Raw genomic sequence first — 13,951 nt, forward strand, 5'->3', positions numbered from 1 at the left:
TACTTTACTGGAAATTGGGCAGCTTTTATCCAGACCTATAGTGTTTTTACGTCACATTTCATTTCTGAGGGCCGTATTGTTGCACAGCATCACCGCTTTTGGTGGACCACAGGGCCACCTGGCCATGATGATGAAAACTTTTGTGCAACAGCGGAAAGACGTAACAGAGCAGGAGCTGATGGAGTATAACGCCTTCTGCCAGTTGCTGCCGGGCGCCTCATCGTCCCAAACGCTCACCCTGATAGGGTATAAACGGGGTGGTGTAATGCTGGCCGTGGCGACCCTCATGATCTGGGTTACGCCTGCCTGCCTGCTCATGGGCTCCCTCAGTTTTTTACTGCAATACTTTGACAAGCGGGCCCTGCAGGTAGACATTTTCAAGTACGTACAGCCGATGGCGGTGGGCTTCCTGGCCTACGGCGGCATCAAGGCCTACCAGATCAGCATCCGCAGCACCGCCACGCTCGTTATTATGCTGGTAGCCATGCTGGCCAGCTATTTCCTCAAGTCTCCGTGGACGTTCCCCGCCCTCATCATCCTGGGCGGCATCATTTCCAACTTCAGTAACAAGCGTATCCCCGATATTGACGAAAAGCCCAAAAAGATACAGTGGGGAAACCTCTGGCTGTTTGCCCTGCTGTTCATACTGGCGGGCTTTTTATCAGAGCTGGCGCGTACCAATAACTGGATCTCGCGGCGGCCATTCAACCTCTTCGAGAACTTTTACCGTTTCGGCAGCCTGGTGTTTGGCGGCGGGGACATTCTGATAGCCATGATGCTGGAGCAGTATGTATTTCGCGCCAAGTCTACTTTCATGACGGCGGAAGAGCTGCTGACCGGGGCGGGCATCATGCGGGCCATGCCCGGCCCCACCTTTTCCGTGTCTGCCTACGTGGGGGGCATGGTCATGCGCAACCTGGGGCCCGGCGCCCAGTTCCTGGGCTGCATCCTGGCGCCTATAGCCATTTTTCTGCCCAGTTTGCTGCTGGTGCTGTTTTTCTTCCCTATCTGGAACAACCTGAAAAAACATGTAATGATCTACCGGGCGCTGGAAGGCATCAACGCCGTAGTGGTGGGCATTATGTGGGCCGCTACATTCATCCTCTTCTTTTCCATACAGGTTACCTGGTACAACGTGCTCATTATGCTGGTTACGCTAAGCCTGCTGTACCTCACACGCCTGCCTTCTCCCTTTATCGTAATTGCCTGCATACTGGCCGGCTGGCTGATGTAGCTCTCAGCCCTGTTTCCACAATGCCAGCAGCTCCCGCATGCGGCGCTCCGTTACATCGAGGCTGTAGTTTTGCATTTGGACCTTATTGCCGGTCGGGTCTATTTGCTGAATATGCGGCACCTGTACCATATGCGTATTATTGATCTGGTAAAAACGCATCGGCGCAAACAACTCTGTGTAGTAGCGGAACGTGCGGGCCGAAGGTAATGTGCGCCCGTCTTGCAGGTAAAACACGGTTTTGTCTGCCTGCCCTTCCAGGTAAAGGATATCTTCCACCCCTACAATTGCTTCGGGCCCGCCGGTTGCGGGCAATACCAGCTGGCGCACTTCACCGGCGGGTTTGCCGAAATTACGGAGCAATACCTCATACCGGTCATGATGGCGCTCCTGCCCTATACGTTGTACCACCGTGCCCACGGCCTGCAGCAGGCTTTCCTTGTCTATGGGCTTCAGTATCAGCTCCACTTCGCTCAGGCGGATGGTATGCAGAAAACGTTTTTCGAAGGCGGTCACAAATATGGCCTCAAAAGACGCGTCATACGCTCCGGCCAGCACGTCAAAGCCGGTGCCGTCAGGCATTTCGAGGTCAAGGAAAACCAGCTGGGGCTGGTGCATGCGGATCTGTTCTATGCCTTCCCTGCAGTTGGCGGCCATGCCTACTGCTTCAATTTCGGGGCAGTACTTGCCCAGCATCAGGGAGATGATATCCCTGCTGTTCCGTTCATCGTCTATAATTACAGCGCGGATCATAAGTGTTTTATAATTGAGCAGGCAACTATAACTGGGGTATAAGTATTCTAATGATGGTTCCGCTATTGTTGGCCTGTTTTCTTGATTTATCTATTATTTCTATCTGGATGTCCGTGTTATACATTTTGTTCAGCAGCTCTGCCCGGTTGAGGCTTATTTCCATGCCGGAAGACTGGTGGTGGGGCGGCAGCGAACGCAGCGCCCTGGAGCGTTCTATACCTATGCCATTGTCTTCTATTACACATTCCAGCATGTCTGAGGCTATCATTCTGAAATTGATGACCAGCAGGCCGGTAACTCTTTCATCATTATTCATGCCATGTTTGACGGCATTCTCCACGTAGGGTTGCAGCAACATGGCCGGTACTTCCAGCTCTGCGGCGGCAATGGTGGGGTCTACCACTATTTCGTAGCTCATCTTCTGCTCAAACCGCATTTTTTCCAATCCAAGATAGGTATTTAAATAGGTAATTTCGTCAGCCAGGGAAATAAAATTCCGCCTGGAAAAGTCCAGCGTTTTCCGGATCAGGTACGAGAAATCTGAAAGGTAGCGCTGTGCATGTTCAAAGTCCCGTTGCATCACAAAAAGCTGGATGGAGTTGAGGCAGTTGAAAATGAAGTGGGGGTTGATCTGGGCGCGGATGGCCTTCAGTTCTATTTCCGCCAGTTTTTTGCCGTACTCTATATCCAGCTGCAGCTTGCGCTGTTCTTCCAGCTCCATTTTTTTCCGCAGTATTTCCGTGGTCTGCTCTTTCACCAGCTCCTCCAGTTGTACATTGAGCTTGCGCTGGAGGTCCTTGTTTTTGTTGAGCTGTTTGATGAGCATTTCCTGCGTTTTGGTTTTTTCCTGGTGTACCAGTTTGTTGCGGTAGCTGAGGCCGGCGGCAAAAAACAGCACGTGCAATAAAACGCCCAGCACCAGCACATTGTACGGCGCCACCAGCTCCGGCAGCGGCGTAAAGCCCACCGGCTCCGTATTGGTCAGGAATGCGTATAGTGAAAGCAGGAAAAGGCAGAGAGAGCCGAACAGGAAAAAGCGCACCAGCGGGTGATGCCGCGTACGGCGGGCCAGGGCAATAAAGGAAATGACGAGCGGGATGAAAGTGGTGTAGTACACCACCGTGTAGATAGTGGCCGGCGCCTGGTAGTGGCCCATGGCAATCAGGGCAATGCAGACCGCTATCAAGATGCCGGTTACCACGGCGCCGTAGCGGTAGATCTTCTCCATCAGCGGGTAACGCTCCCGCAGGCTCAGGAACATGTTGCCGAAAAGCATGTACATCAGGTAGAAACAAAACAGCATGGCCGGCACGTCCCAATAATACTTGAACATGGGGCAGAAATGGAAGAAAGACAGCTGGAAGGGTTTGGTTTCCAGGCGGAGGGCAAAGAAAACGATCAGCCCCAGCAGGTAGCCGGCAAAATAAAGCGAAGAACGGTCTGGCAACTGGGTGTAGTTGATAATGGTGATGGCCAGCAGCACCAGCAGCATGCCCAGCAGCAATTGTATCACCAGCACTTCTGATTTGTAGTGGTCTGCCTGCTGCTGGCGGAACTCTGCGTAGTTCACCGCGTCAAACAGCACGGGCATAAAATTATTTTCCCGGTAAAAGCGGTTTATTACGTGGAGGTAAAAAGTACCTGCCTGGCCGGGCGCCAGCTGGACCGGAAAGGCAAAGTGGTCCCAGCGGTTCACGTTGCCGCGGTCTGTCATCAATCCCGTAGCCACCGGGGCCTGCGGAGCGGGTGGGTACCAGGTCAGCTCATCGTGCCAGCCGGTAAAAAAATAAAGGGTGGCGGTTTTAGGGCCGGTGTTTTTAACGGTAAGGCGCAGCCAGAGATCATTAACGGTGTGCAGGGCTTTTTTGCGGGGGTGAAAAGCGGACGTGTCCTGCCGGAAAGATGCAGCGGGAATATGGGCAGGGGTTTGAATGTGGGGGGAGCCGCGGAATAGCTGCAGGTGCGGGCGAAGGTCCAGCCCGGCCACCGGCGCAGTAAAGTCCAGGGCCAGCGTATCCTGGGCAAACGCTTGGCCGGTGGGGCGCAGGGCACAACAAAACAACAGGAATGTAACAAGGAGACGGTTCACAATTACCTGGTTGTTAAGAAGGTTCATGCAATTTATCGATGGCCGCCGCCAGCCGGTGGTCTTTTTCCGTTACCACATTGCCCGCACTGTGCGTGGAGAGGTAAATATCAACCTGGTTATAGGTATTGGTCCAGGTGGGATGATGGTCCATTTTTTCAGCTACCAGGGCTACCTTGGTCATAAATGCGAAGGCTTCCTTAAAGTCGGCGAAACGGAACGCCCGGTGAAGTTGATGATCTTTTTCCTGCCACATATACAATTAGTTTGAGGGGAATTAAAGCATGGCTTAAAATATCAGGTTGATCTTGTTCCGGATATCTTTCATATCCAGCAAAGATACCAATTGGATAAGTTCTACTTTCCGGCATTGTTCAATCAGGTTCTTCACGTCAGCGTCCTGGTAATAATTGCCTTTGATGAGCCAGATGTAGTCTACATGCTTCAGCTCCGGCAGCAGAAATTCCGCTTTGCAGTGGTTGTTGTACAGGTAGTGCGCGGCGGACTTTGTAAGCTCCTCATATTCGAACACTGTAAAATAGAAAGCGCGGCGCTGTTTGGTGAGATTGATCTCCAGGGAGTTGTTGACCCGGAAATCGTACCCCAGGTGTTTGTTGATCTGCCAGCAAAGCTGGTAATCCTTGGCCTGGGAAATAATACCGGCCAGCCAGGTGTCCTCGAAAAAATCTTCCACCAGTTGTTCCTGGTCCAGCTTGAGCTTTAATACGGACATAACGGAAAGAAAAATGCTTTCGTAAAGGTATTTAAACTATGCGGCTTCTACCGCGGTTTTTTGGTTGGGGGGGATGGGGCAGGTTTTTGTTTTGCAGGGCCGGGTTTGGCGCGCTGCGTGACTTTTGCCGGTTTGGCCGAAGGGGCAGCGGATTTTGACGGGCGTTTTTTGCCGGCGGTTGGTTTCAGGGCTTTCGCTTTTGCAGTGCCGGCGTTGGTTGCGGCCGGTTTTGCGGCGGCTGTCTTTGCGGCATTTGCCTTCAGGGCGGCTTTTGGTTTTGCAATGCCAACCCTGGTTGCGGCCTGTTTGGCGGCAGCTGTTTTTCCGGCATTTGCCTTCGGGGCTTTTGCTTTTGAAGCCGCTTTGCCTGTGGCCGGTTTTACCGCTGTCTTGCTTTGTTTGCCCGCCGGGTCCCAGAACACCTTCTCAAAATCTTCGATCCTGTCATTTTTTACCCTTACCCCTTCCTGCTCCAGCAGTTCCTGCATCAATGTCGGGGTGGCAAAAAATGCTCTTCCGGAAAGCTCGCCTTTGCTGTTTACCACGCGGTGGGCCGGTACCGGCGGTTTGGCGCGGCCGGCGGCGTTCATGGCCCAGCCCACCATGCGGGCGGTAAGCCGTATGCCGGAGGCTTCCGCAATGGCGCCGTAGCTGGTGGCGCGGCCTTTGGGTATACGGCGTACAATGCGGTACACCACTTCCATGAAGTTACTGCCCGCCTTGCTCCCTGCGTTCTTTGCGGGCGCTGAGGAGCTGGTCTCTTTTATTTTCGGGGACGTTCTCATAATCAAAAGGACAGTGCAGGCAACCATTTCCGCAGCAATACCCCCGCTGGCGGTGGTATTTTTCGGTGAGCACAACGTAACCCTGCTCATTGTAATAAAAATCAATGTTCTCCTTCAGCGGCTGCCTCATCTTCCGGTTCCGGTTTAAAAGCCCGCCAGTTGATGGGTTCCGCGGGCAGTGTAAATTTAAGGAAACGGATGGTTCTGCCGTCTGCCAGGTGCATGCCTTCGTAATACGTCTGGATACGCAGCAGGTCTGGCACGGGGTCCAGGGCGTATACGTCAGGAATGTCTTCCAGCAGGGTACAGCCGGTGGCCGCTATTACATATTGCGAAAAATGATACAGCTCCGCGGAGTCCGTTTTCAGGTGAATGGCGCCGCCGGGCGCCAGTATCTGCTGGTAAAGCGCCAGGAACCTGGGGTGAGTGAGGCGTTTGCGGGCTTTGGACTTGCGCAGGAAGGGGTCTGGAAAGGTGATCCAGATGTTGCTCACTTCCTGCGGGGCAAAGTAATCCGTCAGTTTTTCTATCTGGGTGCGCAAAAAGGCAACGTTCGGCAGTTTTTCCGTTAAGGCCGTTTTGGCCCCGCGCCAGATGCGGTTGCCCTTGAGGTCTACTCCCAGGAAGTTGCCTTCAGGGTACCGCCGGGCCAGCCCCAGGGTGTAATCCCCCTTGCCGCAGGCCAGCTCCAGGGTAAGCGGGTGGCTGTTGCCGAAGTGCCTGGCCCAGGCTCCCGGCATGTTCTGCGGGTAGATCAGCACGTTCGGAAAAGTTTCTATCTCTGCAAACCGTTGTAATTTCTTTTGTCCCATGAGGCGGCAAAATTATAAAATTGTTCCCTGCCGGGCTAAAAAAACGTGGTCCGGCACCAGATTCTGGTACTGCCACCTTCGAAGGGCCCTCGTCAAATCGGTTATTCTTCGGTGATCCTTCGGTGGTCCTTCGGTCAACCTTCGGTTAAACACCCTCAAACCCGTACCAGCACCGAACGCAACCGAAGGATCACCGAAGGATTGTCAACAGGATGTCAGTAGCCTACCGGGTAATCAGGCCCTTTTAAACCGGTTTTTACCCTGCCTTGACCCTGTTCTCACCCTGTCTACACCCTGTTTACGCAGTGAAAGCAGGGTGAGAACAGGGTGTAGACAGGGTAAAGGCCCGGGATGCGGGCTATGCAGCTGCAAGTTTGCGTTTGTTTGGGCGTAACTGCCTGTTCCGGAGAAATAAACGGAACAAAACCTGGAGGCAATAGCGAATTACAGGGTAAAGCAGGGCGGTAATGGCCCCGGTGAAGCATGCTTGGCCAGGCATTAACCGGGCTCTTCCGGCCGTCTGAAACGAAAATGGGCTGACCGTTGTAACGGTCAGCCCATTTTAAAGCTGTAGGAGTAGGATTCGAACCTACACGAGGCAGTTAGCCATAGCACAAAGAAGATTAGTGGTCAACCCATTACGCTACGTTTATCCCGTGATCCTCACCCCCGAGACGAGAGGGCATGTCTGCCAATTCCATCACCCCACAAAGTTGGAGCGCCCGGCCAGAAATCTGCTTCTTTCAAGCGTTTGCCTGCTTCCGGGAGCGGCTTGTTTTCAACGATTATGATGCAAATCTAAAGAGAGGGGGTATTTTTTGCAAATATTTTAAGAAGAATTTTGGAAATTTCGATATTTTTTAAATATTTGCATGTAAGTTTAAAACATTCAAAAACAATTTGTCAAAATGAGCCACAATTTGAATATTGACAAACTGGACCTCCAGATCATCAGCGAGATGATGTCTAACGCGGAAATCTCATACGCAGACCTGGGGAAGAAACTCTTTGTTTCAGGGGGAACTATCCACGTTCGTATGAAAAAACTGCAGGAGCTTGGTATTGTTAAAGGTACAAGATTACACGTAGATTTAAAAATGATCGGCTACGATGTCATCGCTTTTATCGGCATTTTCCTCGAAAAAAGCTCCATGTACGATGCTGTAGCCAAAGAATTACGCAAAATGCCAGAGATAGTGCGGCTGAACTATACCACCGGTGGCTGGAGCATGTTTGCCGAAATTATCTGCAAAGACATTTCCTCCCTGCGCCGTGTACTGCACGATGAGCTGCAGAAGATCAAAGGCATAGAACGCACCGAAACATTCATTTCCCTGGAAGAAAGTTTTACCCGCACCATCAACGTGGTAGAGTAAACCTCCCGGTTTTATACGCAATAAAAGCAAAAAGGGCCACGGCGGCCGTAGTCCTTTTTGCTGTTCAACCCGTATCTCATCAGGTAAAGCCCAGCCTTCTTCCCATTTCAGCACTTAAGGCTGGCAGTTTTCTCCGTTCAATCAAAAAACTGGTAAGCCTGGCTACATCCGCAAAGATGTAATGCTTGTCCAGCGCACCTTTCAGGTAATCGCGGCCGGTACTGCCGCCTGTACCTATGCGGGAGCCTATCATCCTGTGTACCATGCTCATATGCCGGTAGCGCCAGGTGCTGAGCTGCTCGTCTGTTTCCAGCAGGCTGTTCAGCAACTGGAAAGGCAGCTGCAGCAAGGGGTAGCCCCTGTAGAGCATAATGAACAGGGCCGCGCGGCAGGCTTTGGGAGAGAGCTGGCGGGAAACAGATGCGCTCGCCTCATCCCCGAACACGGCATCAAATTGCGCCAGGTTGTTTTGTTCCGCTTCGGCCAGGCTGTGCTGGTACACCTGCCGGTAATGGCGCCAGAAAATATGCGTGCCTGACGCATCAGTCTCCAGCTCCGCCTCGTAATTTGCCCAGTTGGCGGGCTCATCGAAGAACGGCATCCTCTCCAGCCATTCATTGACGAGCGTCAGGATAGATTTTTCGTTTTCCGCGCGGCGTATAATGTCTATTTTATCCTGCTGCAATTGAGAGATATAATACTCCTGCCCGAACCGTTGCCCGTATTGCAGGCCCAGCCTGGCTTCCAGCACTTTGAACTGCCAGCTCTGAAACCCGGAGGCGGGCCGCAGCATGTCCCTGAAGTCAAGAAAATCCATGGGCGTCATGGTTTCCATTACGTCTATCTGCTGCACCAGCAGCTTCAGGATGGTCACCATGCGGGAAAGGCGGTGTACAATGGTTTGCAGTTCCGGCGAGTTGTCGTTCACCGGTTTTTTAAGAATGTCTGCTACAGATCCCGTTTCATATAACAGTTGTTTGAACCACAGCTCATAGGCCTGGTGGATCACTATGAACAGCATTTCGTCATGCGCGGGCTGCTGGTGTTTGTCGCTTTCGGGAAACTGCGCATTGAGGATCTTGTCCAATTGCAGGTAATCACCGTATTGCACGTTGGTATTCATCTGAAAAAGAGGTTGGGTAGAGAAAACAATTCATTGTCCGGTACAAGCGGCCGGCCTCAGGTGGGGCTTTTGATGATATTTTTCCAGATGTTCACAAGCTGGGTGTTTTACCGCCGTCTACCGGCAGGTTGATGCCGGTGATGTACCCTGCGGCGGGAGATGCCAGGAAGGCCACGGCGGCGCCAAATTCAGCCGGGTCTCCGAACCGCTGCATCGGTATTTCCTGCCGCCATTCTTCTTCCACCGTTTTTGCCGGTACGCCGCGGGCCTCGGCAGTGGCGCTGAACAGGGCGCTCAGCCGGTCTGTGCTCATGCTGCCGGGCAGCACGTTGTTCACGGTAATGCCGAAGGGCGCCAGTTCGCCCGCCATCGTTTTAGCCCAGTTGGCCACGGCGGCGCGGACGGTATTGGAAACGCCCAGGTTTTTGATGGGCACTTTTACGGAAGTGGAGATGATCTGTATAATACGCCCGTAGCCGCTGGCCTTCATGCCCGGCACTACGGCCTGGGCCAGCAGCTGGTTGCAGATCACATGCATTTCAAAGGCCTTGGCAAACGCGCCGCCTTCAGCCGCCAGTATGGGCCCGGAAGAGGGGCCGCCGGTGTTGTTGACCAGTATGTTCACGATCTGCTCGTCTGTAATGGCGGCTATGGTGGCTTTCACTTTTTCCGGCCGGGTAAAGTCTACCGTGTAGTAGTTATGCTGCTGCCCCTGGCTGGCGTCAAGGGAAGCGGCGGCCGCTTCCAGCGCCTTTTCGTTGCGGGCCAGCAGTATGCAGGAGGCGCCCAGCAGGGCCAGTTCCCGGGCAGACGCCAGGCCCAGCCCCTGGGATGCGCCGCAAACAACGGCGGTTTTGCCTGTCAGTGAAAGGTTCATGCCGTAAAATTAAGGAATCGGGCGCTCACGGGGCGCTGCCATGTTTTATAAATATTTTTCATTAGGTTTGCAGAAGTTGACTTCACCTGAAGCTGTTCCGCACCAAGGCGCCTGGCGTTACTTCGCGTATGAATGGCTGGTAATCAAGCATAATACCTTTAAATTACTACAATGGAATATAATACCGCACGTAACCATTTGATCATGCGGGAGTATGGAAGAAATGTCCAGCGCATGATCGAGTACATATTGACCATCAAAGACCGGGAGCACCGGCAGCAGCAGGTAATGGCCGTTATTGAGCTGATGGGCACCCTGCAGCCGCACCTGCGCAACGTGGAAGATTTCCGCCACAAGCTGTGGGACCACCTGTTCCTGGTGTCTGATTTCAAGCTGGATGTGGATTCCCCGTACCCCATCCCCACGCGGGAAACGCTGCGCAGCAAGCCAGACAGGCTGCCCTACCCTAAAAAATACCCGCGCTACCGCCACTTCGGCAAAAACCTGGAAATGGTGATAGATAAAGCGCTGAAAGAAAAAGACCCTGAAATGAAAGAGGGTTTTACCCAGGTAATAGGCAACTACATGAAGCTGGCTTACGGCAACTGGCACAAGGAAAGTGTGCATGATGATGCCGTAAAATCAGAGCTGGCCATTATTACAGACGGCAAGCTGCAATACATGCCGGGCGCCGGCGCCCCTTCATCTTCCGCCGGTTTTAACCTCCAGGGGGGAGATCAGCAGTTCCGCACCGGCAACGCGGCCGGCAGCGGCAAACGCAAGGCCTATCAGCAAAACAAATTCAAACAGGGCGGCGGCAGCGGCTCCGGGAAAAATAAACACAAATACAAAAACAGGAACAAGTGAGCAGCGTTTTCGAAGTAAGAGGCGGAAACCGTCTGAAAGGAGATATTATACCGCAGGGAGCAAAGAACGAAGCACTACAGATCATCAGCGCGGTATTGCTGACCCCCGGCAAAGTGACCATCAACAATATTCCTGACATAGTGGATGTAAATCTGCTGATTGAACTGATGGGCGATATAGGTGTGAAAGTGAACCGCACCAGTCGCGCCAGCTGCGAGTTTCAGGCAGATGACATAGACATGGCCTACCTGGAAAGCCCCGAATTCAAAAAGAAATCTGGCCGCCTGCGCGGCTCCGTTATGATGGCCGGCCCGCTGCTGGCCCGTTTCGGCAAGGCGTACATTCCCAAGCCGGGTGGCGATAAAATTGGCCGCCGCCGGCTGGATACGCATGTGATAGGTTTTGAGAAACTGGGCGCCACCTTTGTTTACGATACGGACGATAATTATTTCCGCCTTGAATCCAACGGCGGGCTGAAAGGCACCTACATGCTGCTGGACGAGCCTTCCGTAACCGGTACGGCCAATATTGTAATGGCCGCCGTGCTGGCGCAGGGCACTACTACTATTTACAATGCCGCCTGCGAACCTTACCTGCAGCAGCTTTGCAAAATGCTCACCAGCATGGGCGCAAAGATCAGCGGCATTGGTTCCAACCTCTTGACAATAGAAGGCGTGAGCGCCCTGGGCGGCTGCACCCACGCCATGCTGCCTGACATGATAGAGATCGGCTCTTTCATTGGCCTGGCCGCCATGACGCAGAGCGAGATCACCATCAAGAACGCCGGCATACAGCACCTGGGCATCATTCCCGAAAAGTTCCGCCTGCTGGGCATCCAGATGGAGTTCAGGGGAGACGATATTTATATTCCGCAGCAAGACAGCTACGAGATACAGACCTTCATAGACGGCTCTATTTTAACTATTTCAGACCACCCCTGGCCCGGCTTTACGCCAGACCTGCTCAGCATTGTGCTGGTAGTGGCCACGCAGGCCAAAGGCAGTGTGATGGTACACCAGAAAATGTTCGAGAGCCGCCTGTTCTTTGTAGACAAGCTCATAGACATGGGCGCGCAGATCATTCTCTGTGACCCGCACCGCGCGGCCGTAATAGGCCTGGGCCGGCAGCACAAGCTCAGGGGCATTACCATGAGCAGCCCTGACATCCGGGCCGGCGTATCCCTGCTGATTGCCGCGCTGAGCGCAGAGGGCAAAAGCACCATCCATAACATAGACCAGATTGACCGCGGCTATCAGTATATTGACGACCGCCTGCGCAACCTGGGAGCAGACATCAAGCGCGTGTAAATTTTATAATGGCAGCACACAAGATCATTATTGTTACCGCACCCTCCGGGGCCGGTAAAACCACTATTGTTAAAAAACTGCTGGGCGAAATGCCGCAGCTGGCCTTTTCTATTTCCGCCGCCACCCGCAGCCCGCGGGTGGGGGAAACCCACGGAAAAGACTATTACTTCCTCAGCCCGGAAGAATTTCAGCAGCGCATCGAAAACAACGAGTTTGCAGAGTACGAAATGGTGTACGCCGGCAAATACTACGGCACGCTCAAAAGCGAGCTGGAGCGCATCTGGGAGAATGACCAGTACCCCATGGTAGACATTGACGTGAAAGGCGCCCTTTCCATCAAGGAGAAATACCACCAGGAGGCGCTCACCATCTTCATACAACCCCCTTCCCTGGACGCGCTGCGGGTACGCCTCAGCGAAAGAGGCACCGAAACCCAGGCCTCCCTGGAGGAGCGGCTGGGCAAAGCCCGTTACGAACTGTCTTTTGCCCGGCAGTTTGACCACATTGTGGTGAACGAAGAGCTGGAGAAGGCATACGGGGAAGTAAAAGCCCTGGTGGAGAACTTTTTGGCCGGCTGACCGTTATATTACGACGGGGTTGGCGGCTTCCCCGAATTTCATATCTTTGTTTAGATGGATGTTTATACGATTGTTTTACTGGTTATAGTAATCCTTGTGGCGGGCTTCTTTGCCGGCATGGAAACTGCTTTTGCCAATGTGAACAGGTTGAGTATAGAGTTGAAAAAAAAGCAGGGCCGCGCTACGGGCAAAATACTGGCGGGCTTTAACGAGCAGCCGGCCCGTTTCCTGGCCTCCAGCCTCATTGGCCTCACGCTGTCTATTGTGGTGTACAGCATGCTGGTGGCCGGCTGGCTGGATTCCCTCTGGGCATCTGTCTGGACGGAGAACGAAATGGCGCAGTACGTGGCCATCTCCCTGTTTGTGGAGATCATAGCCGCCACGCTTATTATCCTCTTTTTCGGGTTCTTTATTCCCCGCAGCATCTTCCGCTCAAGGCCGGAGGCCATGCTCGGCTTTTTTGCCCTGCCTATTTCCGTACTGTCCAAACCGCTGTACGTGCTGGGCAATATGATGGAATCCATTTCCGAATGGATGCTGAAATATCTTTTTAACGTACGCATCATTGACAATAAAAGCTCTTTTGCCAGGGTAGACGTGGAGCACTTCATCCGCCAGAGCCAGCAGCACCTGGGAGACTCGCAGGAGCTGAACACGGAGCTGTTTGAGAACGCGCTCAGCCTGGTACACGTGAAAATACGCGGCTGCCTCATTCCCAGGAAAGAGATAGAAGCGCTTGACATCGGCAGCACCATTGAACAGGCGCGGGAGAAGTTCATCAGCACCAAGCTGTCCAAGATCATCATTTATGAGCAGAACATAGACAACATCCTGGGTTATGTTCACCAGCTGGACATGTTCAAAAACCCGGCAGACATCCGCTCTGTGATACATCCCATCCTGGCCGTGCCCGAAACCATGAGCGCCATAGACCTGCTCAGCAAGTTCAACAAGGAGCGCCGGAGCATTGCCTGGGTGGTAGACGAGTTCGGGGGAACGGCGGGCATTGTGACCATTGAAGACGTGCTGGAAGAGATCTTCGGGGATATCAAGGATGAGCACGATGTGGAAGAGTTCGTGGAAAAACAGATTGCCGAGAAGGAATACATTTTTTCCGGACGGCTGGAGCTGGACTATCTCAACGAGAAATACGGCTTCGATTTCCCGGAAGATGAAAGCGAGACCCTTTCCGGTTACATCATTTCCCATTACGAGACCATTCCGCGGCTGAAAGAGCGGATCATTATAGATGATTACGAGTTTGACATTCTAAATGTTACGGATACGAGAATAGAAATGGTCAAAATGAAAATATTGAATTAGTGGGTTTCGGCGCGAAAATTGCTGTAAAAGAAGATACGGGGATTTTTTCCCCGGAAAGGCAACCGGGAAAGCCGGTTCAGTTTCAGCCATAAAAACATAA

15 protein-coding genes are annotated in these 13,951 nt (G+C 53.0%); 6 read left to right on the forward strand and 9 right to left on the reverse strand.

The genetic code is table 11. From position 1 onward, the window contains the following. The first annotated feature begins 40 nt into the window (after positions 1 to 40). On the forward strand, positions 41 to 1,234 hold the full coding sequence (gene chrA / locus ABDW36_RS04945; protein ID WP_343700766.1) for a chromate efflux transporter: 1,194 nt from the start codon (positions 41 to 43) through the stop codon (positions 1,232 to 1,234). 3 nt (positions 1,235 to 1,237) lie between these two features. On the opposite strand, the gene ABDW36_RS04950 is transcribed toward chrA, so the two are convergent. Genes ABDW36_RS04950 through trmB form a run of 7 tightly spaced genes read right to left on the reverse strand, consistent with a single transcriptional unit; the run spans position 1,238 to position 6,400 of the window. After that, positions 1,238 to 1,984, reverse strand: coding sequence for a LytTR family DNA-binding domain-containing protein (locus ABDW36_RS04950; RefSeq protein ID WP_343700767.1), 747 nt, complete (start codon positions 1,982 to 1,984; stop codon positions 1,238 to 1,240). 25 nt (positions 1,985 to 2,009) lie between these two features. Beyond that, positions 2,010 to 4,100, reverse strand: coding sequence for a histidine kinase (locus ABDW36_RS04955; RefSeq protein WP_343700768.1), 2,091 nt, complete (start codon positions 4,098 to 4,100; stop codon positions 2,010 to 2,012). After that, the gene (locus ABDW36_RS04960; RefSeq protein ID WP_343700769.1) at positions 4,087 to 4,326 is read right to left on the reverse strand and encodes a 4a-hydroxytetrahydrobiopterin dehydratase; all 240 of its coding nucleotides are present in this window, start codon (positions 4,324 to 4,326) and stop codon (positions 4,087 to 4,089) included. Before ABDW36_RS04960 ends, ABDW36_RS04955 begins: the two co-directional genes overlap by 14 nt. 33 nt (positions 4,327 to 4,359) lie before the next feature. Beyond that, entirely contained in the window at positions 4,360 to 4,803 is a 444-nt protein-coding gene (locus ABDW36_RS04965; protein ID WP_343700770.1) for an IPExxxVDY family protein, read from the reverse strand. Positions 4,804 to 4,850: 47 nt separating this feature from the next. Then, the gene (locus tag ABDW36_RS04970; RefSeq protein WP_343700771.1) at positions 4,851 to 5,588 is read right to left on the reverse strand and encodes an MGMT family protein; all 738 of its coding nucleotides are present in this window, start codon (positions 5,586 to 5,588) and stop codon (positions 4,851 to 4,853) included. Further along, positions 5,512 to 5,718, reverse strand: coding sequence for a DUF5522 domain-containing protein (locus tag ABDW36_RS04975; RefSeq protein ID WP_343700772.1), 207 nt, complete (start codon positions 5,716 to 5,718; stop codon positions 5,512 to 5,514). The genes ABDW36_RS04970 and ABDW36_RS04975 overlap by 77 nt, the downstream gene beginning before the upstream one ends. Continuing rightward, positions 5,690 to 6,400: a tRNA (guanosine(46)-N7)-methyltransferase TrmB gene (trmB, locus tag ABDW36_RS04980; protein ID WP_343700773.1), complete on the reverse strand. Its 711-nt coding sequence runs from the start codon at positions 6,398 to 6,400 to the stop codon at positions 5,690 to 5,692. The genes ABDW36_RS04975 and trmB overlap by 29 nt, the downstream gene beginning before the upstream one ends. 908 nt (positions 6,401 to 7,308) lie before the next feature. On the opposite strand from trmB, the gene ABDW36_RS04985 reads away from it, so the two are divergent. Then, the gene (locus ABDW36_RS04985) at positions 7,309 to 7,776 is read left to right on the forward strand and encodes an Lrp/AsnC ligand binding domain-containing protein (protein ID WP_119077464.1); all 468 of its coding nucleotides are present in this window, start codon (positions 7,309 to 7,311) and stop codon (positions 7,774 to 7,776) included. 79 nt (positions 7,777 to 7,855) lie between these two features. Here the strand turns inward: ABDW36_RS04985 and ABDW36_RS04990 are convergent, their stop codons facing one another. Continuing rightward, a complete protein-coding gene (locus tag ABDW36_RS04990) occupies positions 7,856 to 8,899 on the reverse strand; it encodes a tryptophan 2,3-dioxygenase family protein (RefSeq protein WP_343700774.1) in 1,044 nt (347 codons plus the stop codon). 91 nt (positions 8,900 to 8,990) lie between these two features. Further along, positions 8,991 to 9,776, reverse strand: a complete 786-nt coding sequence (locus tag ABDW36_RS04995; protein WP_343700775.1) for an SDR family oxidoreductase — start codon at positions 9,774 to 9,776, stop codon at positions 8,991 to 8,993. Positions 9,777 to 9,947: 171 nt separating this feature from the next. Between ABDW36_RS04995 and ABDW36_RS05000 the strand changes: the two genes are divergently transcribed. From ABDW36_RS05000 to ABDW36_RS05015, 4 genes are read left to right on the forward strand one after another with little or no spacing between them, the layout of a single operon-like run. Further along, positions 9,948 to 10,643, forward strand: a complete 696-nt coding sequence (locus ABDW36_RS05000) for a DUF4290 domain-containing protein (RefSeq protein ID WP_343700776.1) — start codon at positions 9,948 to 9,950, stop codon at positions 10,641 to 10,643. After that, positions 10,640 to 11,950 carry a UDP-N-acetylglucosamine 1-carboxyvinyltransferase gene (gene murA, locus ABDW36_RS05005; RefSeq protein WP_343700777.1) on the forward strand — a complete coding sequence of 437 codons (1,311 nt, stop codon included), beginning with the start codon at positions 10,640 to 10,642 and terminating at the stop codon, positions 11,948 to 11,950. The genes ABDW36_RS05000 and murA overlap by 4 nt, the downstream gene beginning before the upstream one ends. Before the next feature lie 8 nt (positions 11,951 to 11,958). Further along, positions 11,959 to 12,528 (forward strand): guanylate kinase, encoded by a 570-nt coding sequence (gene gmk, locus ABDW36_RS05010; RefSeq protein ID WP_343700778.1) that lies wholly within the window; start codon positions 11,959 to 11,961, stop codon positions 12,526 to 12,528. 54 nt (positions 12,529 to 12,582) lie between these two features. Beyond that, positions 12,583 to 13,851, forward strand: a complete 1,269-nt coding sequence (locus ABDW36_RS05015; RefSeq protein ID WP_343700779.1) for a hemolysin family protein — start codon at positions 12,583 to 12,585, stop codon at positions 13,849 to 13,851. Positions 13,852 to 13,951 lie beyond the last annotated feature (100 nt).

Source organism: Chitinophaga sp. (assembly GCF_039596455.1).
Classification (GTDB): Bacteria; Bacteroidota; Bacteroidia; order Chitinophagales; family Chitinophagaceae; genus Chitinophaga.

Bases quoted from the DNA above. Each gene is read 5' to 3' on its own strand.
- ABDW36_RS04950 (WP_343700767.1), bottom strand. From the start codon at position 1,984: ATGATCCGCGCTGTAATTATAGACGATGAACGGAACAGCAGGGATATC.
- ABDW36_RS04990 (WP_343700774.1), bottom strand. From the start codon at position 8,899: ATGAATACCAACGTGCAATACGGTGATTACCTGCAATTGGACAAGATC.
- gmk (WP_343700778.1), top strand. From the start codon at position 11,959: ATGGCAGCACACAAGATCATTATTGTTACCGCACCCTCCGGGGCCGGT.
- ABDW36_RS05000 (WP_343700776.1), top strand. From the start codon at position 9,948: ATGGAATATAATACCGCACGTAACCATTTGATCATGCGGGAGTATGGA.
- ABDW36_RS04995 (WP_343700775.1), bottom strand. From the start codon at position 9,776: ATGAACCTTTCACTGACAGGCAAAACCGCCGTTGTTTGCGGCGCATCC.
- ABDW36_RS04970 (WP_343700771.1), bottom strand. From the start codon at position 5,588: ATGAGAACGTCCCCGAAAATAAAAGAGACCAGCTCCTCAGCGCCCGCA.
- ABDW36_RS04960 (WP_343700769.1), bottom strand. From the start codon at position 4,326: ATGTGGCAGGAAAAAGATCATCAACTTCACCGGGCGTTCCGTTTCGCC.
- ABDW36_RS04985 (WP_119077464.1), top strand. From the start codon at position 7,309: ATGAGCCACAATTTGAATATTGACAAACTGGACCTCCAGATCATCAGC.
- ABDW36_RS04975 (WP_343700772.1), bottom strand. From the start codon at position 5,718: ATGAGGCAGCCGCTGAAGGAGAACATTGATTTTTATTACAATGAGCAG.
- ABDW36_RS04955 (WP_343700768.1), bottom strand. From the start codon at position 4,100: ATGAACCTTCTTAACAACCAGGTAATTGTGAACCGTCTCCTTGTTACA.
- ABDW36_RS04965 (WP_343700770.1), bottom strand. From the start codon at position 4,803: ATGTCCGTATTAAAGCTCAAGCTGGACCAGGAACAACTGGTGGAAGAT.
- ABDW36_RS05015 (WP_343700779.1), top strand. From the start codon at position 12,583: ATGGATGTTTATACGATTGTTTTACTGGTTATAGTAATCCTTGTGGCG.
- trmB (WP_343700773.1), bottom strand. From the start codon at position 6,400: ATGGGACAAAAGAAATTACAACGGTTTGCAGAGATAGAAACTTTTCCG.